Annotated in this window: 20 protein-coding genes, 1 pseudogene and 1 riboswitch; of the genes and pseudogenes, 15 read left to right on the top strand and 6 right to left on the bottom strand. The window is 45.4% G+C overall.

Annotated features, from left to right (window positions below; translation table 11 throughout):
• Positions 1-145: 145 nt before the first annotated feature.
• The 12 genes and pseudogenes from ACFFJH_RS02810 (at position 146) to ACFFJH_RS02755 (ending at position 13,793) form a co-directional block, all read left to right on the top strand.
• Positions 146-2,128 carry a cation:proton antiporter domain-containing protein gene (locus ACFFJH_RS02810; RefSeq protein ID WP_390209930.1) on the top strand — a complete coding sequence of 661 codons (1,983 nt, stop codon included), beginning with the start codon at positions 146-148 and terminating at the stop codon, positions 2,126-2,128.
• Positions 2,129-2,236: 108 nt separating this feature from the next.
• Positions 2,237-2,779: an adenine phosphoribosyltransferase gene (locus ACFFJH_RS02805; protein ID WP_390209929.1), complete on the top strand. Its 543-nt coding sequence runs from the start codon at positions 2,237-2,239 to the stop codon at positions 2,777-2,779.
• Between the two features lie 112 nt (positions 2,780-2,891).
• Positions 2,892-3,022: riboswitch (S-adenosyl-L-homocysteine riboswitch) on the top strand.
• Positions 3,023-3,071: 49 nt separating this feature from the next.
• Entirely contained in the window at positions 3,072-4,478 is a 1,407-nt protein-coding gene (gene ahcY / locus ACFFJH_RS02800; protein ID WP_390209928.1) for an adenosylhomocysteinase, read from the top strand.
• A 152-nt stretch (positions 4,479-4,630) separates the two neighbouring features.
• Positions 4,631-4,984, top strand: a complete 354-nt coding sequence (locus ACFFJH_RS02795; RefSeq protein WP_390209927.1) for a phage holin family protein — start codon at positions 4,631-4,633, stop codon at positions 4,982-4,984.
• A complete protein-coding gene (gene metF / locus ACFFJH_RS02790; RefSeq protein ID WP_390209925.1) occupies positions 4,971-5,801 on the top strand; it encodes a methylenetetrahydrofolate reductase [NAD(P)H] in 831 nt (276 codons plus the stop codon). The genes ACFFJH_RS02795 and metF overlap by 14 nt, the downstream gene beginning before the upstream one ends.
• 246 nt (positions 5,802-6,047) lie before the next feature.
• On the top strand, positions 6,048-7,484 hold the full coding sequence (locus ACFFJH_RS02785) for an MBOAT family O-acyltransferase (RefSeq protein ID WP_390209923.1): 1,437 nt from the start codon (positions 6,048-6,050) through the stop codon (positions 7,482-7,484).
• A gap of 255 nt (positions 7,485-7,739) precedes the next feature.
• Positions 7,740-8,714, top strand: a complete 975-nt coding sequence (locus tag ACFFJH_RS02780; protein WP_390209922.1) for an alginate O-acetyltransferase AlgX-related protein — start codon at positions 7,740-7,742, stop codon at positions 8,712-8,714.
• A 257-nt stretch (positions 8,715-8,971) separates the two neighbouring features.
• Positions 8,972-10,216, top strand: coding sequence for a hypothetical protein (locus ACFFJH_RS02775; protein WP_390209920.1), 1,245 nt, complete (start codon positions 8,972-8,974; stop codon positions 10,214-10,216).
• 533 nt (positions 10,217-10,749) lie between these two features.
• Positions 10,750-11,121: a GntR family transcriptional regulator gene (locus tag ACFFJH_RS02770; RefSeq protein ID WP_390209919.1), complete on the top strand. Its 372-nt coding sequence runs from the start codon at positions 10,750-10,752 to the stop codon at positions 11,119-11,121.
• 16 nt (positions 11,122-11,137) lie between these two features.
• Positions 11,138-11,971, top strand: a complete 834-nt coding sequence (locus ACFFJH_RS02765) for a hypothetical protein (RefSeq protein ID WP_390209917.1) — start codon at positions 11,138-11,140, stop codon at positions 11,969-11,971.
• A gap of 37 nt (positions 11,972-12,008) precedes the next feature.
• A pseudogene (locus ACFFJH_RS02760) lies at positions 12,009-13,415 on the top strand (serine hydrolase); the annotation flags it as partial.
• A 27-nt stretch (positions 13,416-13,442) separates the two neighbouring features.
• Positions 13,443-13,793, top strand: a complete 351-nt coding sequence (locus ACFFJH_RS02755; protein WP_390210264.1) for a DUF3471 domain-containing protein — start codon at positions 13,443-13,445, stop codon at positions 13,791-13,793.
• 121 nt (positions 13,794-13,914) lie between these two features.
• Here the strand turns inward: ACFFJH_RS02755 and trpC are convergent, their stop codons facing one another.
• The 6 genes from trpC to rpe all read right to left on the bottom strand — a co-directional run bounded on the left by trpC (position 13,915) and on the right by rpe (position 19,720).
• Positions 13,915-14,715: an indole-3-glycerol phosphate synthase TrpC gene (trpC, locus tag ACFFJH_RS02750; protein ID WP_390209915.1), complete on the bottom strand. Its 801-nt coding sequence runs from the start codon at positions 14,713-14,715 to the stop codon at positions 13,915-13,917.
• Between the two features lie 137 nt (positions 14,716-14,852).
• Positions 14,853-15,884 (bottom strand): anthranilate phosphoribosyltransferase, encoded by a 1,032-nt coding sequence (gene trpD, locus ACFFJH_RS02745; protein ID WP_390209914.1) that lies wholly within the window; start codon positions 15,882-15,884, stop codon positions 14,853-14,855.
• A 1-nt stretch (position 15,885) separates the two neighbouring features.
• A complete protein-coding gene (locus tag ACFFJH_RS02740) occupies positions 15,886-16,452 on the bottom strand; it encodes an anthranilate synthase component II (RefSeq protein ID WP_390209912.1) in 567 nt (188 codons plus the stop codon).
• Positions 16,453-17,949: an anthranilate synthase component I gene (gene trpE / locus ACFFJH_RS02735; protein WP_390209910.1), complete on the bottom strand. Its 1,497-nt coding sequence runs from the start codon at positions 17,947-17,949 to the stop codon at positions 16,453-16,455.
• Between the two features lie 316 nt (positions 17,950-18,265).
• On the bottom strand, positions 18,266-18,973 hold the full coding sequence (locus ACFFJH_RS02730; RefSeq protein ID WP_390210263.1) for a phosphoglycolate phosphatase: 708 nt from the start codon (positions 18,971-18,973) through the stop codon (positions 18,266-18,268).
• Positions 18,974-19,054: 81 nt separating this feature from the next.
• The gene (gene rpe, locus ACFFJH_RS02725) at positions 19,055-19,720 is read right to left on the bottom strand and encodes a ribulose-phosphate 3-epimerase (protein ID WP_390209908.1); all 666 of its coding nucleotides are present in this window, start codon (positions 19,718-19,720) and stop codon (positions 19,055-19,057) included.
• A gap of 183 nt (positions 19,721-19,903) precedes the next feature.
• On the opposite strand from rpe, the gene apaG reads away from it, so the two are divergent.
• From apaG to ACFFJH_RS02710, 3 genes are all read left to right on the top strand, one after another.
• The gene (apaG, locus tag ACFFJH_RS02720; RefSeq protein ID WP_390209905.1) at positions 19,904-20,275 is read left to right on the top strand and encodes a Co2+/Mg2+ efflux protein ApaG; all 372 of its coding nucleotides are present in this window, start codon (positions 19,904-19,906) and stop codon (positions 20,273-20,275) included.
• A gap of 161 nt (positions 20,276-20,436) precedes the next feature.
• Positions 20,437-21,675: a murein transglycosylase A gene (gene mltA, locus ACFFJH_RS02715; RefSeq protein WP_390209903.1), complete on the top strand. Its 1,239-nt coding sequence runs from the start codon at positions 20,437-20,439 to the stop codon at positions 21,673-21,675.
• 32 nt (positions 21,676-21,707) lie between these two features.
• On the top strand, positions 21,708-22,484 hold the full coding sequence (locus ACFFJH_RS02710) for an enoyl-CoA hydratase (RefSeq protein ID WP_390210262.1): 777 nt from the start codon (positions 21,708-21,710) through the stop codon (positions 22,482-22,484).
• Positions 22,485-23,055: the final 571 nt, after the last annotated feature.

Below are 23,055 nucleotides of genomic sequence, written 5' to 3'. Positions count from 1 at the left end.
AACGCAGAGCCGAAATGCTCTGCGTTTTTTTTCGGCTTCATTTTTATATCGCGATATGCTTCATTTGTGGTGCCGCCGATATTTTCTGCAACTTACATGAATTCTCTCTGCCTATGAATAAGCAGAATCGGTAATAATAGAACGCATGAATGCTCTCGATACCACTTTACTTTTGCTCAGTAGCGCCGTGTTAGGCGTAGTTGCTTTACGTTTATTGAATTTGCCACCCATGCTCGGTTATCTGGCTGTCGGCATTGTGATTGGGCCGCATGCTTTGGGATGGGCGCAAGAGAGTTCGACCACCCATTTGCTGGCGGAATTTGGCGTTGTGTTTTTGATGTTTTCGATTGGCCTAGAATTTTCCTTGGCGAAGCTCATTTCCATGCGACGCGCGGTATTTGGTTTGGGCATGGCGCAGGTGATATTGACGATCGCGTTGGCAATGGTGGTCTGTTTGGGGGCCGCAATTATTTTGCCACAGTATTTTGACATGACTTGGGAAGCGGCCTTCGCCATCGGCGGCGCTTTGTCCATGTCGTCTACCGCGATTGTGTCGAAAATGCTGACCGAAAAACTGGAGCTGGAGAGCCCGCACGGGCGTCAGATTATCAGTGTCTTGTTGTTCCAAGATTTGGCCGTTGTTCCTTTGTTGATCTTAGTTCCGGCCTTGGCATCTAATGCTGAAAATTTACCTATGAGTCTGGCAATCGCAGGCGGGAAAGCGGTGCTCGTACTGTTTCTTTTGTTCTTCGTTGGTCAGAAAATAGTACGCGAATGGTTTGCGATAGTCGTGCGACGTCGTTCTCAAGAACTCTTCATGCTCAATTTGTTGTTGTTCACTTTAGGCGCAGCGTGGTTGACTGAGAAAGCTGGTTTGTCATTGGCATTAGGTGCTTTTGTTGCCGGCATGTTGATTTCAGAGACGGAATATAAACATCAGGTTGAAGAGGATATCAAATCTTTTCGTGATGTTTTATTAGGCCTGTTTTTTATTACCGTTGGCATGCTTCTGAACTTGGGATTGATCTTGGAGTATGGTTGGCTCATTCTCATTTTATTGATCGGTCCGGTTTTGCTGAAATGTGGTTTGATCTTCGCTCTGGCTCGTTTGTTTAAATGTCCGACCAGCGTCGCTTTGCGCACTGGATTGGGCTTGGCGCAGGCAGGCGAATTCGGTTTTGTATTATTAAATCAGGCGGGTGGTTTGAATTTGATTGATCCTTTATTGCTGCAATTGATTTTGGCGTCCATGGTGTTGTCGATGCTTATCTCTCCTTTTATTTTGGCGAAATCGGATTGGATCGTATTGAAATTGTCTTCCAGTGAATGGATGATGCAATCACTCGCTTTGACGCAGATCGCAGCCAGAACCATGACCACCAAAAAGCACGTGATCATTGCCGGATTCGGACGTAGCGGACAAAGCTTGGCGCATTTGCTGACGGAAGAAAAAATTGATTACCACGCGCTTGATCTAGACCCTGATCGCATCAGCGAAGCACAAATTGCTGGTGCCAATGTTTCTTATGGCGATGCTGGGCGACGAGAGAGTTTGACAGCGGCGGGTATTAATCGTGCGGCTGCATTGGTCATCACTTACACCAACACACCTTCTGCATTAAAAATTCTACATTTAGTGCATGAATTAAATCCTAGTTTGCCGGTCGTGGTGCGTAGTCATGACGATACTGATTTAGAAAAATTGCGAGCCGCAGGAGCGACTGAAGTCGTGCCCGATTCTATGGAAGGTAGCTTGATGTTGGCATCGCACGCTATGGTATTGCTGGGCGTTCCTTTACGGCGCGTGGTGCATACGGTGCAGGCGGCTCGCTATGCGCGCTACGAATCCTTGCGTGGATTCTTCCGGGGCGCAAGTGACGCAGCGGATGATGCTGAGACTATGCAAATTCGCTTGCACACCGTCGTGCTTACCGAGCGATTGAAGGCGCTAGGTAAAACGATTGCTGATTTAAATCTGAACGAATTCGAAGTCGACGTAACGACCATACGACGTGGTAAAAATCGTTTGGAGCCTACGGAAGATTTGCTGTTACAGCCGGCCGATGTGGTAGTTTTGCGTGGTACTGCGGAAGGCGTCGCACGTGCAGAACAGCGCCTGTTGAAGTGATAGCTGTGTTAACGACGCCATGAGCCGAATAGACTAAGTCAACAAGGCTAAATAAGTTAGCCAACAATCGCACACAAGCGAATAGAACATAATAGAAAGAGCGCCACCATGATGAACGTCAACGATTATATTAAACAGCACATACGCACCGTGGCCGATTGGCCGCAAGCGGGAATACAGTTTCGAGACATTACGCCTTTGCTGCAAGATCCTAAGGTGTTTCGCGTATTGATCGATATTTTTCTGGCGCGTTATGCAAACGCCAAACTCGATCTAATTGCTGGCTTAGATGCGCGTGGTTTTATTCTCGGTTCGGTAGTGGCGTATGAATTGAATTTAGGTTTTGTCCCGATTCGAAAAAAAGGTAAATTACCGTTCACCACGGTATCCGAACAATATGAATTAGAGTATGGGAGTGCCACTGTAGAGTTGCATACCGATGCCTGTAAAAGCGGTGATAGGGTGTTGTTGATTGATGATTTGATCGCCACGGGTGGCACCATGATGGCGGGCAAGAAGCTGCTAGAGCGACTGGGCGCTACTGTGATTGAAGGTGCGGTGATTGTGGATTTGCCGGAGCTAGGTGGTTCAAAATTGATTGAAGAAAGTGGTTTACCCGTTTTTAAAGTATGTGATTTTGCTGGACATTGAGTTGGACTTTTTCTTTGGAATTGAGTTTGCGCCTAACATTGAGTTGCCTAATATTTAAGCAAATATTTTTTAGACCTTACACCAGCCCGCCCGAATTGCGTTATACTTCGAGTCCTCCAAGGAGCGCTGCGACAGATTTTTGCCTTCATTATCTTTAATGAAGCACACTGCCAGGCTTGGATCAGACGAGTAGATCGCTAGAAAGTCTAGAGATCGTACTCACAGCAACTGCGCTCACGTTACTTTTTTCTTGATCATTTATTAGAAAGGAGGGCGTGAGAACGCCACCATCATGACATCTCAAACCACACAAGATTTCCACGTCGCAGACTTAAGCTTGGCTGACTGGGGTCGTAAAGAAATTCAAATCGCAGAAACAGAAATGCCAGGCTTGATGGCGATTCGTGAAGAATTCGCTGCTAGCCAACCTTTGAAAGGTGCGCGCATCACTGGCTCACTGCACATGACGATCCAAACTGCGGTGCTGATCGAAACCTTGAACGCACTCGGCGCGCAAGTACGTTGGGCATCTTGCAATATCTACTCAACCCAAGATCACGCTGCTGCGGCAATCGCTGCTGGCGGCACGCCGGTGTTTGCATTTAAAGGCGAAAACTTAGATGAGTATTGGGAATTTACACACCGTATTTTCGACTGGAAAGATGGTGGATACTCCAATATGATTTTGGATGACGGCGGCGATGCAACTTTGTTGTTGCACCTCGGTACCCGCGCGGAATCTGATATTTCTGTTTTGAACAATCCAGGTTCAGAAGAAGAAACTTGCTTGTTCAGTTCCATCAAAAAACATTTGGCGATTGATCCAACTTGGTACTCTAAACGTCTCGCTGCAATCAAAGGCGTGACCGAAGAAACGACAACTGGCGTGCATCGTTTGTACCAAATGCACAAAGAAGGCAAGCTCGCCTTCCCAGCAATCAATGTCAATGATTCTGTCACTAAATCCAAGTTCGATAACCTATATGGTTGCCGCGAATCTTTAGTCGATGGCATCAAGCGCGCAACCGACGTCATGATCGCTGGTAAAGTTGCTGTGATCGCTGGTTATGGTGATGTAGGTAAAGGTTCAGCGCAAGCGATGCGTGCATTATCTGCACAAGTGTGGGTTACAGAAATCGATCCTATCTGCGCCTTGCAAGCAGCGATGGAAGGTTATCGCGTCGTGACTATGGATTACGCTTGTGAACATGGTGATATTTTCGTGACAACTACGGGTAACTACCATGTGATTTCACACGAACACATGTTGAAGATGAAAGATCAAGCCATTGTTTGCAACATCGGTCACTTCGATAATGAAATCGACGTTGCTTCGCTCAAGCAATACAAGTGGGAAAACATTAAACCACAAGTGGATCATGTGATTTTCCCAAGCGGTCGCCGTATTATTTTGTTGGCGGAAGGTCGTTTGGTCAATCTTGGTTGCGGTACTGGTCATCCATCCTATGTGATGAGTTCTTCTTTCGCGAATCAAACCATCGCGCAAATCGAATTGTTCTGCAATACCGATAAATATCCAGTGGGCGTTTACACTTTACCGAAACATCTGGACGAGAAAGTCGCACGTTTGCAATTGAAAAAACTCAATGCACAATTGAGTGTGTTGACGGATGAACAAGCGAACTATATTGGTGTGAAAAAAGAAGGTCCGTATAAACCAGAGCACTATCGCTACTAAGTCGCGCCATAAATCCAATTGCTGGGCGCATACCTTTGTCGTGAATAATCGCAATATCAACTATTGCTGTGCTTCACTTCGCGGTCTGCTTCCCAGTAATTGAATTTCTGCCGATCTTAGCTTTTCAAATTTGTAAAAACTTTGGAGATGCCATGCGCTTACTCGCTACCTGGCTAATCAACGCGTTGGCATTATTAGCCCTGCCGTATTTACTCAGTTCCATCACGATAGATAGTTTCACAACTGCGCTATTAGTCGCAGTAGTTTTGGGTTTTGTGAATACCGTGATTCGCCCTATCTTATTAATCCTTACATTACCTGTAACCGTCTTAAGTCTAGGCCTATTTATTTTTGTGATTAATGGACTGATGTTCTGGGCAGTTGCCAGTATGTTTGACGGCTTTCATGTTGCAGGTTTTTGGTCAGCCGTTTTTGGTGCTTTGTTATATAGCGTGATCTCATGGACACTCTCCACCTTACTTCTTTCAAACAATGAATCCACATAATTTTAGTATTGAATTCTTTCCGCCTAAGACGGAAGAGGGAACCGAGAAATTACGGGTGACACGTGCCAAGTTGGCAGAGCTTAATCCCAAGTATTTTTCTGTCACATTCGGTGCGGGTGGTACGACTCAGCAGGGAACTTTAGATACGGTTGTTGAGATCCGTAAAGAAGGTTTTGACGCTGCGCCTCATTTGTCTTGTGTTGGCGGCACTCGTGAATCGATACGTCAGATTTTACAAACATATAAAGATCACGGTATTCATCGCTTAGTTGCCTTGCGTGGCGATTTACCGAGCGGCTACGGTATGGGCGGCGAGTTCCGTTACGCGAATGAACTCGTTGAGTTTATTCGTGCCGAAACGGGCGATTGGTTTCAGATTGAAATTGCAGCGTATCCTGAAATGCACCCACAAGCCAAATCACCACAAGATGATTTGAATAACTTTGTTCGTAAAGTGAAAGCGGGTGCCAATGCCGCAATCACTCAATATTTCTATAACGCGGATGCGTATTTTCAATTTGTAGAAAATGCGCAAAAAGCGGGTGTTAGCATACCTATCGTTGCCGGAATTATGCCGATCACGAACAGTAGTCAACTCATGCGTTTCTCAGAAATGTGCGGCGCAGAAATCCCTCGTTGGGTACGCCTGAAGTTGGCAAGTTATGGCGACGACAGCGCATCGATTAAAGCTTTTGGTTTAGACGTGGTGACGCAGATGTGCGAACGCCTATTAGCGGGCGGCGCGCCGGGTTTGCATTTTTATTCTTTGAATCAAGCGGCAGCGACGACGGCGATTTGGCAGAGATTAGTGAGCTAGTTTCCGACAATCGCATTCACTTAGTAACAAACATGCCACGGAGTAGATTCTTTTTCCGTGGCATTTTTTATTGGTCAAAGTTTTTAGTACCTTTTGCTGTTAGAAAAAATGGATTTCTTAAAAAAATCCTTTTAGCTATGAAGATAAAATAATATGTTGATTAATATTGTTGACTAATCTGATACAGTACCGCCTTTACTTTATTATCAAGTCCAAAGTGAGCTAAACGATGGAGACCTTTACATAATGATTTTTAGTACTGTTACCTTTCTTTTCTATTTTTTGCCTCTCTTTCTTCTTATCTATTTCGTATTGCCATTTCGAAATACCGCTTTATTGATTGCGAGTCTTATTTTTTATGCATGGGGAGAGCCAGAAAATTTCGGTTTGCTGGTGATTTCTATTTTGTTAAATTATGGATTCGGATTAGCAATTGGCAAGGCAAAGAGTCAAGGACGCACTGGCAAACCAGAGTTAATTCTCGGCATCATTGTTAATTTAGGTGGGTTGACTTACTTCAAGTATTTCAATTTCTTAATGGCCGGGATTAAAAGTATTTTTGTAACTGCCAATGTTGCGCTGCCTGAGTTTGAAGTCGTAGCACTGCCTTTAGGGATTTCCTTTCTCACTTTTCATGCGATTTCGTATTTAGTTGACGTCTATCGAGAAAAGACTAAGTGTGAGAAAAATGTATTTGCGCTTTCAACCTATATGACGATGTTTCCTCAATTGGTTGCTGGGCCCATTATTCGTTTTTCGACAGTCGCTCGACAATTGCATCACCGCCATCACACTTGGAATAGGATAGACATAGGGCTACAAATTTTTATTGTGGGTTTGGCGCAAAAAGTATTGATTGCCAACATCGTAGCGCTCCCAGCTGACAAAATTTTCTCCGTAGCCGCAACTGACCTGAGTTTTGTCGTCGCTTGGCTAGGTATTGTTTGTTATTCCCTGCAAATCTATTTTGATTTCTTCGGATATTCAAATATGGCAATTGGACTTGGATTGATGCTTGGTTTCACCTTTCCGAGAAATTTTAATTTGCCTTATGTCGCGCGGTCTTTGACAGAATTTTGGCAACGCTGGCACTTAAGCTTGTCACGATGGTTTAGAGATTATTTGTATATTCCATTAGGTGGAAATCGAGTTGCTCCATGGCGTACCTATCTTAATCTTTTTGTCGTCTTCTTCCTTTGTGGTCTATGGCATGGAGCAAGTTGGACCTTTGTTTTTTGGGGTGTTTTCCATGGATTTTTTCTGATTGTCGAGCGAGCAGGTCTAGGAGAATTATTAAAAAAAGCGCCCAATTTTTTGCGTCATTGTTATACCTTAATAGTGGTGATGATTGCGTGGGTTTTCTTTCGCGCTGACTCGTTTTCTCAGGCGGCCGGCTTTTTGTATGCGATGTTCGGTTTGAATCATTTCCAGATCGCAGCAGCACCAGTGGGCAGCTTCTTGAATGGTGTGACGACCACAGCATTGATCATTGGTGTACTTCTCGCGCTGCCAGCTAAAAATATCGCTGCTAATGTATTTCGAGCATATCGTCGTAGCGTGTGGGTAAGGATGCATTTTCTTTTCGCGACTGTTCGACGCGCCTCCTTATTAGGTATTTTCGTTCTTTCCGCTATCAGTCTTGCTAGCGGTGCGTACAATCCATTTATTTATTTTCGGTTTTAAAAAGGGCGAGATATGATTAAGTTAGAGAATGCTCGTTTTATTTTTAATAGACTTCTAGCCGCCGTATTCATTTTTCTCTGGTTTGGGCTATTAGCCACACCTTCCTATATTCAATTTTTTATGCCGAATAGCGAAAAAGTGAATAGCGAAAATAGAGAACTAGCAGCTTTGCCAGGGACCCCGTTCACTTCGCAGGAACGTTTGTCTTGGCCAGGGAAAATGGATCGCTATTTGAATGACCATTTCGGCCTACGTATGGAAATGATTGAGTGGAATAATCTATTCCACTTTAATGTATTTGGACATCTGAATTCTGTTCAATTGACATCAGGGAAAAATGATTTTCTGTTTTTCAATTCTCATAGCGCACAAGATCCTTTGTCCATGATTCATTTTTTGTGTGGACGTAGGACCAAGGCTGATGATCATCAACGTATGGCAACTACGGCGAGTGCATTTATGCACTCCGCGCTGTCCGCTATCCCAAATAGCCATTTCCTCGTTGTGCCGACTAAACCTGTTGTGTACCAAGAGATGTTGCCGGATTGGTTGCAACAACAATGCGCGGGGTTGACGCCACCTGTTCCAGAAATCGTTGGGCAATTGAAGCGCGATCCAAGCTTGACTACAAAAGTCATTTTTCCCTTATCAGAAATGAGAGCGATCGCGTCGCAACATGAGTTTTATACCAAGGCAACTTTCCACTGGACCGGTGATGGGGCTAGACCCGTCGCGCAATTAATTGCTTCAGAATTCTTTCATCTGCCATCGATTTCGACTTTGTCTACCGTTCCCAAAAGAGAGGTCGCGGATATGCAAAGATTTTTACCTGGCGTTCTTTTGGAAGATAGTTTTAAAGAGCCCGATTATCAAAAAGCTGGCATTACAGAATGTAGAGGGGATACTTGTTTTCCTGAATTTTCAAGCGCTTCCACCAAAATTGGCGATCTATCTCGCTTTACTCAGAATGAAAAGAAAGGACCTAAACTATTGGTTATTTCTGATTCCTTTGGACGCGGAATTGCCGGCATGTTTTCAGAATATTTTGGTGAAGTTTGGCATATTTCCGTCAATAATTTTAAAACCCTCACTCCTACAGAATTGAGTGCTGTTCAGGATATCTCTTTAAATCAGTTTAAGCCCGATCATGTTTTGTTTCTATGGCATGATTTCTCTATTGGCTATTTCGATCAGAATGCAAAAGTATTTTTAACCGCTGCTAAGAACTAGTTTGCATGAAATCGCAACCAGTTGGGCTTTGGGAGCAAAAAAGCCCTGTACATTGATTCTATAGATTCGAACTTACATTCTGTTTTCTTATTAAGCTCCAGTAAACTAGATGTCCCAGTAAAGCGATTTTTACTGGGACATTTTTTTGACCTAGCGGAGAATATTCATTGATTAGATTGAGCAAACCTCGGAAAACATTAGGGCTAGCATTGCTATTGTCGGTGCTCGTATTGTTTCTATGTTTATTGTATGTGTGCTTGGCAGCTGATGAACATCAAGGTCGGAGCGTAGCTAATCCGACCGAGCAATCACCTAAGTGGTTTGAGCAATTGCTGGCACCAATGACTGCCGCCAATCGAAACGAGATTGACCGAGTAAAAGTATTATCAGACGTAAGCGCAACAGCGAATAGTGACAGGCGTGATGCAGAGGTTTGTCATGATTTTATGAGTAAAAACGATCCCCAGAAAATAGCGACGGATACTCGGGGTGTGATGTACGCGTATTTACGTCGGGCCGATCCTAAGCTTAAAGAAACCTTGATGCAGATAGCGGCGACTGGTGACCCATTACAAAAAGCGACGGTTTTACTACTGTCTGCCGAGATTGAGCAAAGGAATGCGCGAGAGTCTTATTTTCAAGGCCATCCCCATTGTGAATTAAACGACGCTTGCCAGCTTGAGTTAAGTCGCTTGCAAATGTCCGCTAGTAGAGCGAACGTCGATGCAGTGGCGAAAATGGCGGTTTATTCTAAAGACCCAAGCTTATATGCCACCGCATTTCATGCTTGCGCTAGCTCACCTTCAAAAAAAGACGGTTTTTGCACCCAAGTGAATGCCGCGCAGTGGGCGAGTCGAGATCCCGAAAACGGTATTCCGTGGTTACACGTACTGCAAGAATTAAGTCAAGGTAGCGAAGGAGAAAATCAAAGTACCATCGCTGATGCCCTATATAAAATTTCAAAAGCAAAACGTTTTGATGCGCAAACGAATATTTTGTCGCAGTTACACAATCAGACACTGTCCGAGAGCGATAGTATTTCGCATGCACGTTTGCAGGATTTAGCGTTCAATATCACGACGAAAATACCGATGCCAAGCTATAAACCGATTATCAATGCTTGTAAAGGAAGTGCGCTGAATGATGGAAACAGGCGCGCGATTTGTGAAGATTTAGCGAGTCAGTTACAACGCGAAAATGCTTCAATGATTGAAGTCATTTTATCTGGGAAAATTGGAGAACAACTAGGCTGGGATAAGGTAAGAACGCAGTCTATTCAAGATGATCGTGATGCCTTCCGTGGATTGATGATCGATAAGGCAAATAAAGCACTAGCGAAGAAAAAATCTCAAGAAGACGTCATGAAATTGTGTCTTGATGATTTAGGTGCGTCCCGTAAGTTTAGCCAGATGAACGTGGAAGGCGAGTACAAACAATATCAAGAAGAATTAAAACATTATCCTGTCCCACGTGCTGAGTTAATTCGTATGGGTAAGAAGTAAGGGGAGCATTTAAAATTATTGTAGATGGAATTGCCGAGCATGGATGTCGCTTATTTAATGGCGTACATGTTCTTCCAAAGAGTTAGTCTCAATAAGAATGGCGACAATTACGTGTTAATTTAGAGATATTGACGAATACGAACCACACGCTTGATGTTGACGACATAGAACGCATCCTACGAGCCCAGATAGCTTAGATCCCTCGTTCCAATTTTACTGCGTTCCATCATTCTTCTTTTGCAATGCAGCATGCTGAGCGTTGTTTACGAGAATGACACTGCTTGCCAATTACCGCTTTCGCTTCCGGTGCCTTGAGCCCCTACTTAGAAATCTTAGAATTTTTTAAAATTACGGCGCGATCGGTCTCTTATTATCGATCTCTTAGTGCGACGCATTCTTTCGCAAAATAATTTTTCATTCAAAACAATTTACTTGCCAATCAAAATAACTCGGCGTATTTTTGTACTGCTTCGATATAGTACAAGAAGATACTAGAAGTAATGTTGATGAGCTAATCACCAAAGGCGTGAACTATGGACCTAGAAATTGATGAAGACAGTAGTGAACCTGTATATGAACAAATCGTGAGATTAATTCAACTGGGTGCACAACAAGGTCGTTTGGCGGCAGGCTTGGCACTGCCTTCGATAAGGCAGTTGGCTAGTGATTTGTCGCTTAACCACAATACCGTGGCGAAGGCGTACAAAATCTTGGAAAGTAAGCGCGTGATTCGTACTGCGGGAACTAAAGGTACGTTTATTCATAGCGAGGCTGCATCTCATGTGGAGCAGCACAATCAAACGGATGCACTTCTCTTGATGCGTGAGTTGGTCGCACGCTTGCGTGAACAGGGAATGAGTAATAAGCAAATTCAGGCGGCGTTTAAGGCTGCGATCAGTCAATAAAATTAGGAGAATTGGCATGAATGATTGGATTATTGTTGCATTGGCGGTGAGTCAAATTGTGGTGTTGTTTTGGCTCAGTACGCGCAGTTGTCTGGCGTTGATTAATAAGATTTATTTGGATAAAAATGTGGCTTGGGTACGAGATAATCCGACATTCTACAAGCGCTTTTCACAACCCAAATATGCCAAGTTTATGATGTACCTTATCGGTGCGTTTTGGCTGTTTAGCCTATTTTCGATGCCGGACGATAGGAGTGACGCGAAGCTATTTTTCTACACAATAATGCCGAATTTTGTCTGGCAGTTGTTGCTGGCTGTGTATGTAGTCGCGATGTATTTTCTGATTGCGAAGAAGATACCTTTGGCGGCTAAACGCAGTGCCAATCTCGCTCGGCGCAATTTGCGTGATTATGTGCACCCACTTTGGACGGCATTGTGTGTGGGTTGCTATCTCTTTGTGTTCGGCGCTTATGTTGTTGCGCTCTCGAATCAACAAATTGAGATGAACACTTTTCTCTATCGAGTGACGTATGTGTGCTTCGTGCTGTTGATTACCACGGTGCTGCTGCGTTATAGCATTCGCAGAAAGAAGCACTTTCTTGATGACGTTTTTGGTCCTTCATTTAGGCGTTGGGAGGTGATTGCCAACTTCGTCTTTTCCATGTTGGGTGGTGCTTTGGTGGTGCTGTGGGTCATGATCAACGATCTCACAGCTAGCCTATGGGCGACTCAAATCAATATTGCTGTGGCCTTGAGCGTAGTCACTCAGATACTGTTGATTTATTTGACGTTCAACGCGCGCATTAAGTTGGCGATCGGATATGCGGCGCCCGTTGAAATGAAAATGTAAACATCTTCATAACTATAAACACAAATAAGGAAAGACCATGTTAAAGAAAACCGTTTTGCAACTCATCATCGTAGCCTTAAGTTTAGTTAGCACGATGAACACGATGAGTCAGTCGCATGCTATGCCAATCAAAGATATCGTCAAGAAGAAATCTGCTGTGACATCAAGAGTTACAGTGATCAGTGATGCGCAGGTGAGGGAAATTTTGGAGCAACGTATCGGTCAATGGCAGCGAGGTGTGGGGGCAGTAGTGGGCATCATTGATGCGCGTGGTACTCGCTTTATTTCTTATGGCAAATTTGATCAAGCGCGACCTGAATTGATCTCGCCTGACTCACTCTTTGAAATCGGTTCGGTGACTAAGGTATTTACCTCTTTACTCTTAGCCGATATGGTAAAACGGAGTGAAGTCGCGCTGACTGATCCACTCTCTAAATTTTTGCCGAGCGGTGTCAAACTACCGCAAAGAAATGGTCAATCGATACGATTAATCGACCTCGCTAATCACACTTCTGGCTTGCCGCGTTTGCCGAGTAATTTGAATCCTGCTGATCCAGCAAATCCCTATGCGGATTACAGCGTGGAACAGCTACTCACATTTTTATCGACTTACGAATTACCGCGTGATATCGGCGCAAAATATGAGTATTCTAACCTTGGCGTTGGCATCCTTGGGCAGGTGTTAGCCATGCCTGCTGGGAGTGATTTTGAAACGCTGATCAAAACCCGAATCACACAGCCTTTGGGAATGAACAGTACGACGATTGCGCTTGATGCCGATCTTAAAAGTCGTATGACTATCGGTCACAATGAGCGTCTAAATCCAGTTGCGAATTGAGATATTCCAACTTTAGCGGGGGCGGGGGCTTTGCGTTCAGATGCTAACGATATGCTTCAATTCGTTGGCGCACATCTTGGTTTGGTGAAGACTTCATTGAAACCTGCGATGCAGTCTATGCTCACAAAGCTTACCCCGACAGAGAACCCCAATGTCTCGATTGGATTGGGTTGGCATACCCTGAAACTTCATGACGCGAACATCGTTTGGCATAACGGTGGCACGGGTGGGTTTCGCAGTTTCGTTGGATTTAGTCCAGCACGTAAAGTCAGCGTTGTAGTGTTATCCAATACGGCCAATGAAGGAGTCGATGACATCGGACGTCATATTCTCGATGCGCGCTTTGAACTTATCAAGCAACCCAAAGCACCTACAGAGAATGTCAAGGTAGCAGTAGATCCCAATTCCTTGGAGAGCTTTGTTGGAGAATATCAGCTCATGCCAGGCATGGTGCTGACGGTGAGTCGTGAGGGCGATAAATTGTTTGTGCAGGCGACGAATCAGGCGCGAGGTGAAGTACATGCAAAATCAGCTCGCGAATTTATCTCGAATGATGTGGATGCCTGGGTCAGCTTTGATGCAGATGTGAATGGAAAAGCGGCGAGTTTGGTTTTGCATCAAGCTGGACAAGAAATGAAAGCCGTCCGGTTGGAAGAAAAGGCGGCGAGTAGTTCTGTTGCTGCTGCCGTTGCTACAGTTGAAAGTAAGAGTGACAGTCTAGTTTCAGCTCAGATCCTGGATCAATATGTGGGCGACTATGCGATCACACCGAGTTTCATTCTAAGCTTGAGTCGAGAGGGTGAAAAATTTTACGCTCAAGCGACGAATCAACCTAAGTTTGAACTCTTCGCTAAAGATGCTAAAAACTTCTATCTAAAAGTCGTTGATGCACAAATTAAAATGGACGTCGATACCAACGGTCGCGCAACGAGTCTGACTTTATTTCAGGGTGGGGCTGTGATGCCTGCTAAGCGCATACGCTAAAACGAGATTAATTCAAGTTTGTAATTTGTAATAGTTGCGTCCCGATCTGACAGCCACCTGTTTTGTTAGGCTGACTGTCAGATTAGATGTCAGATTAGATCAGAGTAGATTCCAGTCAAACTCAGGAAAAGATCTTTTGTAGTTCTACTCCAGGTTCCTGCGCACGCATAAATGCCTCGCCAACTAAGAAGCTATGTACGTTCGCAGCGCGCATCGCAGCTACATCTTCGCGCGTGAAAATGCCGGATTCCGTCACTACTAGTTTATCGCTTGAAATCTGTGGCAATAGCTGTAGGGTTGTATCAAGACTCACTTCAAACGTACGAAGGTTGCGATTATTAATGCCGACTAAATTCGTTTTTAATTTAAGTGCCGCATCGAGTTCTTCCCCGTTATGCACTTCAACCAAAACACCCATACCGAGTTCGTGTGCACAGGCTTCTAGCTCTGCCATGAGGCCATGATCGAGTGCTGCAACGATCAATAAAATGCAATCTGCGCCCCAGCTTCTGGCTTGATAAACTTGATACGGATCGATCATGAAATCTTTGCGTAGCACAGGAATAGTGCAGGCAGCGCGAGCTTGTTTTAAATAGTCGGGTGCGCCTTGAAAGAATTTTTCGTCGGTCAAAACGGATAAGCATGCAGCGCCATGATGGGCGTAACTGATAGCGATATCGGCAGGTATGAAATTCTCGCGTATCACTCCCTTGGATGGCGATGCTTTCTTAATTTCTGCAATCACTGCTGCCTCACCATTTGCAATTTTATTGCGCAGGCTTGCTTCAAAGCCGCGTAAATTTTGTTTTGCTTCTTTGTTGGTTTCAACATCGGCACGCAAGCTGGTATAACTCTGCACCTTCTTATCGCGTGCAACTTCTTCTACTTTGACTTCGAGAATTTTATTGAGTATGTCTGACATGTTTGTTCCTGAAATGCGCTGATAGAAAACGCCATGAAATCTTCATCGTGTAGGGCGGGTGCAACCCGCGCCGCTCAGGTGCTTGATATCCTGGCGGCGCGGGTTGCACCCGCTCTATGATTCTGCGTTTGAATTATCTATTTTCCCAACTGATGCGTGACTTCCACCAATTGATTTAATTTCGCCAAAGCGGCTCCTGAGGCGATTGCAGCTTGTGCTTTCTTTACCCCATCGGCAATTGAATCGGCAATCCCTGCGCCATATAAAGCCGTACCCGCGTTCAGGCTAACGATATCGGTTGCTGGACCGGCGACATTGTTCAGTACATCTAAAATACGTGCTTTAGACTCATCAGCGCCCGACACTTTAAGGCTCCGGTTAGAAACCATTTGTAAGCCAAAGTCTTCAGGATGAATATCGTATTCACGAATCTCACCATTCACCAATTCGCCGACCATCGTAGGTGCGCCGAGTGAAACTTCATCCATATTGTCGCGCCCCCAAACGACAATCGCGTGTTGCGCACCTAAGCGTTGCAAGACACGTACTTGAATACCAACCAGATCAGGATGAAATACACCCATCAAAATATTCGGCGCACCAGCGGGGTTGGTGAGCGGCCCCAAAATATTAAAAATCGTACGCACGCCGAGCTCACGTCGCACCGGTGCTGCATGTTTCATCGCTGCGTGGTGATTCGGTGCGAACATGAAACCGATATTGGTTTGCGCTATCGATTGTGCGATTTGCTCAGGTTGCAAATTGATATTCACACCCAGCGATTCGAGTACATCTGCGCTACCTGATGAAGATGACACGCTACGACCGCCATGCTTAGCAACGCGTGCGCCTGCTGCTGCGGTAACGAACATCGACGCGGTAGAAATATTAAAAGTGTGCGCGCCATCGCCGCCGGTGCCGACGATATCAATCAAGTTCTTGGTGTTCGCCATCGGTACTTTGGTTGAGAATTCACGCATGACTTGTGCTGCGGCAGTGATTTCTCCTATGCTTTCTTTTTTGACGCGTAGTCCCATGGTGAGCGCCGCGATCATGATTGGCGACATTTCTCCACCCATGATTTTGCGGAACAGCGACAACATCTCATCATGGAAAATTTCGCGATGTTCGATGAGGCGGGTTAAAGCTTCTTGCTGTGAGATCGTCATTTTATTTTCCCAATAAAAAATTCTTCAACAATGCATGACCGTGTTCTGACAAAATTGATTCAGGGTGAAATTGCACGCCCTGTAAATCAAAAGTCTTGTGACGCACACCCATGATTTCACCGTCTTCGGTCCATGCCGTGACTTCTAAACAGTCTGGCAAACTGGAGCGCTCGATCGCCAGTGAGTGATAACGCGTCACCGTATAAGGGCTAGGCAAGTCGCTGAATACGCCAACACCGGTGTGGGCAATTGGTGAAGTTTTACCATGCATGACTTCTTTGGCGCGAATCACTTTGCCACCGAAGGCTTCGGCGATACTTTGATGGCCAAGGCAAACACCGAGAATAGGAATCTCGCCCGCAAAGCGTTTCAGCACAGGTACAGAAATGCACGCTTCTAAAGGCGTGCAAGGGCCAGGTGAAATACAAATGCGATCAGGCTTCATCGCCTCGATTTCTTCCAGCGTAATTTCATCATTGCGATACGTGCGAACTTCCTCACCCAATTCAGCAAAATACTGCACGAGGTTGTAAGTGAAGGAATCGTAGTTGTCTATCATGAGTAGCATTTATATTTCTCCGTCTAAACCATCTTGTACTTGTTCCGCGGCTCTGAGCATCGCACGCGCTTTGTTTTCTGTTTCTTGCCATTCCATTTCAGGCACGGAATCGGCAACCACGCCGGCAGCCGCTTGTACGTAGAGCATGCCATCTTTAAGCACGCCAGTGCGAATCGCAATTGCTAAATCCATTTCGCCACCGAACGATAAGTAGCCGCAAGCGCCGCCGTAGATGCCGCGTTTGACAGGTTCTAGTTCGTCGATGAGTTCCATGGCGCGTACCTTCGGTGCGCCCGATAAAGTGCCTGCAGGGAAGGTGGCTTTGAGTACGTCGAGATTCGACATATTCGGCTGTAATAAGCCTTCGACATTCGATACGATGTGCTGTACGTGCGAGTACTTCTCAATCACCATTTTTTCGGTGAGCTTGACGCTGCCAGTTTGGGCGATACGACCAATGTCGTTGCGGGCGAGATCGATCAGCATCACGTGTTCAGCGATCTCTTTAGGATCGGCCAATAATTCCACCGCGAGTTCTTCGTCACGCTCTGGCGTTGCGCCGCGCGGACGTGTACCGGCTAATGGGCGTATCGTAACTTTTTTATTGCCATCGCTGAGCTGCTCGTTACGCACGAGAATTTCTGGTGAAGCACCGATGATATGCATGTCGCCAAAATTGTAGAAGTACATATACGGTGATGGATTAATTGAGCGCAGCGCACGATACAAGGACAGCGGTGAGTCAACATACGGCTTCTTGATGCGCTGTCCAATTTGTACCTGCATCAAATCGCCCGCCATGATGTATTCCTTGGCTTTGAGCACGGCCTTCAAATAATCTTCTTTGGCGAAATCGCGGATGGCTTCTGTGCGTACCGATGCTGAGGTCACTGGAACATCCACACTGCGACGTAACATCGCGCGTAAATCCTTCAACCGTTGGCGAGCTTTGCTCCACGCCTCAGCTTGCGTCGGGTCGGCATACACGATTAAATACAATTTGCCAGAGACATTGTCGATCACCGCGAGCTCTTCGGTGAGCAGCAGTTGAATGTCGGGCAATCCGAGATCATCTTTTGGCGCAGTTTTTTCTAAGCGCTTTTCTACATAGCGCACGGCATCATAGCCGAAGTATCCAGCCAACCCGCCACAAAAACGTGGCAAACCAGGGCGCAAGGCGACGCGGAAACGGGATTGATATTTCGCGATGAAATCTAAAGGGTTGCCCTCATGCGTTTCTATCACTTGGGCGTTTTTGATGACTTCGGTGTGAAAGCCTGTTGAGCGCACCACGGTGGAAGCGGGTAAGCCGATGAAGGAATAGCGACCAAAGCGTTCACCGCCTTTGACCGATTCCAATAAGAAGCTATTCTTGCCGCCATTGGTCGCTTGTGCGAGTTTGAGGTAAAGCGTGAGTGGCGTTTCCAGATCGGCAAAAGCTTCGGCGATCATCGGGATACGATTGTAGCCTTGTGCGGCCAAGGATTTAAATTCGAGTTCAGTCATGATGGTTGTGCGTTAAATGTGTTTGACCGCAGCGTCTCCACACGATCTTTGCCAAACGTCAGAAAGTTAGACGAAGCCAATGATTCAATAGGAGATTAACAGTCGAAACGGTACAGCGAAAACTTACAAAAACTTGTCAAAGATGACGAGAGATGAAAAAACGTCGTTGGCGCGCATCAGGGTTTGGATAAAACTCAGACACATAGACGAAAGCGCCCACGCTGGTCAGTTAGATTGCCAGCGTCGCCATAGCCAGGCCTCAAAAGTGCCTGGAGTAGTTGATGGACGTTTCTTATCGAGGAACATTCTAATTTTGTTAGAAGCTTGATGAAATTATTGGGTTTTTTCTACTGAGTAAAAATTGTGCAGCGCTCAGTAAGGTTTCGACTATACCATCACTTTCAATAGTTTGTACAGCCTCGCCGTGATTGTAGCCATACGGCACGATTAAGACAGGGCAGCCTGCAGCACGCGCAGCCTGCGCATCATTGGAAGAGTCGCCAATCGCCACCACTTGTGCTGGCGCTAAGTGAAAATCGAGGCAAACTTGCAGCAGCGGTAGAGGATCAGGTTTTTTGCGAGGCAAAGAATCGCCGCCATACACCACACTAAAAAAATCGCTTAAGCCCATCTTTGCCAGCAAAGGCGTGGTGAACGCGATTGGTTTATTCGTCACGCAGGCCAGACGTAATCCTTGCGCCTTGAGTGCTTGCAATCCTTCGAGTACCTCTGGATACAAAGTGCTGTAATCGCCATTGATCGCTAAATAGTGTTTTTGATAGCTTGCCATGGCTTGTGCAAAATGCCGTGTGACTTCGGCTTCATTGAAGTCCGTTGCTAACACGCGCTGGATTAAATTTTCTGAACCTTTACCCACGAAATGCGTAATGGTCGTGAGGTCTAAAGGCGCGAGTGAAAATTCTGCACGCATGCGATTGATCGCGACCAAGAAATCCGGCGCGGTGTTGAGCATGGTGCCGTCTAGGTCGATGATGGCGGCTTGGATGTCGGCGAATTTTTGCATATGGTGAGTTGTCATTCCCGCGTACTTTTAGCGGGAATCCAGTGTCTTTGATGAATTAATTAGGTGATTGAACTTGGTGGTTTATGCCAGCGCCAACTCACCCCGCATAGCATCAATCACAGCCTTGTAATCAGGCTTACCAAAAATTGCAGAACCCGCCACGAAAGTATCCGCCCCCGCAGCAGCAATCTCGCGGATGTTATCGACTTTCACACCGCCATCGACTTGCAACATAATGTCGCGGCCAGATTCGTCAATCATGCGGCGCACGGCAGCGATCTTTTTCAATGTATGAGGGATGAAGGATTGCCCGCCAAAGCCGGGGTTGACTGACATCAGCAAGATCAAATCCAGTTTGTCAATCACATGTTCTAAGACATGCAAAGGCGTGGCAGGATTAAATACCAAACCTGCTTTGCAGCCATGATCGCGAATTAATTGCAAGCTACGATCAATGTGCTCTGAGCCTTCTGGATGAAAACTGATGATGTTCGCGCCCGCTTTGGCAAAATCAGGAATGATGCGATCGACAGGTTTTACCATCAGATGCACATCAATTGGCACTTGCACATGCGGACGAATCGCTTCGCACACCAAGGGACCTATGGTGAGATTGGGCACATAGTGATTGTCCATCACGTCAAAGTGAATCATGTCGGCGCCTGCGGCAACGACGTTACGAACTTCTTCTCCCAAACGGGCGAAGTCTGCAGAGAGAATGCTAGGAGCGATGCGGAAGTTTGTCATAGTGAAATCTCGAAGAATGAAGCAAAATGTCTGTAAAAGCCATATTTTACTCCTGCGAAGATTGCTGCGCTCTTGTAAGATGCTTGTTTTAATTGCTTTCTCACGGTGATTAGCGGTCGGCTTTGGGGTAAATTTTGCTGGCTTTGCTGAATTTGCCAATATTTGGGGCGAGGTTTTATAGCTATGAAATATGAATTTAAAGTAACTGTCGCGACGCAATATTTAGAGGATCAGTCGAATCCAGATAAGGCGCATTTTGTATTCGCTTATACGATTATGATTAAGAATACAGGCGACATTCCAGCGCAATTGATTTCACGTCATTGGATCATTACCGACGCGAATAATAAAGTACATGAAGTGCAAGGTTTAGGTGTGGTTGGACATCAACCTTTGTTAAAGCCGGGTGAAGCCTTTGAGTACACGAGCGGTAGTTCTTTGGAGACACCGCATGGGACAATGAAGGGTACGTATTTCTGCGTGGCGGAAGATGGTCACAAATTTGATGCCGTGATTCCTGAATTTGTCTTATCTTTGCCGCGCACTTTGCATTAAATCTCAAATCGATTGTCTTATTTTTGATCTGTTTTATTCGGTTTTTTTATGTTTTTATCGGATGGTTTTTTTCCTGAGAACATGGTCCACCAAACGATAAAAGCAAATAAACAGAAAGCGCCCAGAGCTTCGACGGCTAATAACCACATAATTAATCCTTTATGAATTCATTGTTTGCACAAAAACGCATTTTAGCAGCATCATTAGTTTTGACTTTGGTCGCTTGTACCACGCCACCAAAGCAAACGCCAGTAGAATCCAAACCTGTAACGCCGCCGGTAACGACGGCGGTGACGCCAACGGTAGCGGCGTCTACGCCGACTAAACTAGCGCCGATTTCAAATTACACTCAGGCCTATAAATTAAGTTCTTACGCTGATATGCCGGGTTGGGTGAATGATGATCTGAGAGAGGCGTGGCCTGCTTTTGTTAATTCTTGTTCGGCTTTGAAGAATAAAACAGAGTGGAGAGAGGTTTGCAGTAAGCTTAAAAGCGTGGATGCAAAAGATTTAACCTCGATTCGAGGATTTTTTGAAGCAAATTTCTTGCCTTATCAAGTGCAGCATCTTGATGGTGCAACCGAAGGTATGATCACCGGTTATTATGAGCCTTTGTTAAAAGGGGCTCGCAGCAAAGGTGGTGTGTTTCAAACGGCGCTATATGCGGTACCAAATGATTTATTGACGATTGATCTTGGTAGTGTATATCCCGATTTGAAAAATATGCGTTTGCGAGGGCGCTTAGTCGGCAATAAGGTCGTGCCTTACGCTTCACGTGCAGATATTTTGCCTTTCCTCGCTGGTAAAGAATTGGTTTGGGTCGATGATCCTGTGGATGCTTTTTTCTTGCAGATACAAGGTTCAGGTCGCGTGCAGTTGATGGACACTGGCGAAACAGTGCGCGTTGCCTATGCAGATCAAAACGGACATCCATATAAATCGATTGGGCGCTATTTGGTCGATAAAGGCGAGCTCACTTTAGATCAGGCGTCAGCTCAAGGTATTAAAGGCTGGATCGCTAAAAACCCATCCCGTCAGGAAGAATTATTAAACGCTAATCCTAGTGTTGTGTTTTTTAAAGAAGAGAAATTGCTGGACCCGAGCATTGGCCCCAAAGGCGCCTTGGGTGTGCCATTAGTGCCGCAAAGATCAATTGCGGTTGATCCAACGCAATTACCACTGGGCGCGCCAGTATTTTTGTCGACTACAATGCCACTGAGTAGTAATCCCCTTCAAAGATTGATGATGGCGCAAGATACGGGCGGCGCTATTCGTGGTGCAGTACGTGCTGACTTCTTCTGGGGCTTTGGGCGTGAGCCAGGCGAATTGGCTGGGCGCATGAAGCAGCGCGGCGCGATGTGGTTATTGCTGCCTAAGACATTTGAAATCAAAAATAACTAATGTACCTATTCATTAATTTATCGGAGTAAATGATGGAATACCAAAATATTATTGTAGAGACCAAAGACAAAGTGGGCGTGATCACCTTAAATCGCCCGAAAGCTTTAAATGCATTAAATGACAAACTGATGGACGAATTGGGACATGCATTGCTAGCTTTTGATCAGAACGATGAGATTGGCTGCATGATTATTACTGGCAGTGAAAAAGCTTTTGCGGCAGGAGCAGATATTGCGGCAATGGCTGATTACAACTATATGGATGCCTATAAAGGAAATTATGTGACCAAGAATTGGGAGCATATTCTCCGCGTAAGAAAGCCAGTGATTGCGGCGGTGGCGGGTTATGCCTTGGGTGGTGGATGTGAACTCACGATGATGTGTGACTTCATTATTGCCGCGGACAATGCTAAATTTGGTCAACCGGAGATTAAGTTGGCGACTTTGCCTGGCTGCGGTGGCACCCAGCGTTTGCCACGCGCTATTTCTAAATCAAAGGCAATGGATTTGTGTTTGACGGCGCGTTTAATGGATGCGAATGAAGCCGAGCGTGCTGGTTTGGTGTCGCGTGTTGTACCCTTGGAAAAATTAATGGAAGAAACTTTGGCCGCGGCTACTACTATTGCTTCCATGTCTTTGCCAGTAGTGATGATGATCAAAGATGCCGTGAATCGTTCGTTTGAATCTGGTTTAACTGAGGGAGTACATTATGAACGCCGCTTGTTCCATGCGAGTTTTGGTACGCATGATCAACGCGAAGGCATGAAAGCTTTTCTTGAAAAACGACCTGCCAATTTTCAGAATAAATAATTCATAATCGATAAAGATGTACGGTGCGCCGCGCGCACCGCAGTGAAGGTAATGAGGCGCTCAAGTATTGAGCGCCTTTTTCGTTGCAGCTAGGGAATTAAACGATTTATTCGATTTATCCAAATAAGGCTTGCCAAATCTGAGTAAGGCTTGCTATAGTTCGCCTCCCGCAGAAATGCGGGTGTGAAATAAGAGAAGTGCAGGCGGTAAAGCGTTGATTTTCCTGAGGTTTAAATCGAGTAGTAAGAAACGATTTAAATCAAAACAAAAAACAGGGGGTTGACGGAAATAAAGAAGTGCTGCATAATCTCGTTTCTCTGCTGCTGACGAACACAACGCTTCGAAGCAAAAGCAGAAAAGAATTGAAGATCTTTAACAATTAACAGTCAATAAATGTGGGCACTTGATAGTGATGGCGACTAACTGCAGTCTGTATAAGATGCATAGTTAGGAAACTTAAAATATATCAAATGTTCACAAGAAATAACAAAGCAAGACGATTTTCAGAAATGAGAATCGAACTGTCAGTATTTTGAGTGAGCGACACCATTTAAGGATGGAAGCAGAAATG

The organism is Affinundibacterium danionis, from assembly GCF_042432465.1.
Classification (GTDB): domain Bacteria; phylum Pseudomonadota; class Gammaproteobacteria; order Burkholderiales; family Burkholderiaceae_D; genus Undibacterium; species Undibacterium danionis.
This window is presented reverse-complemented; position numbering and strand designations above follow the sequence as displayed.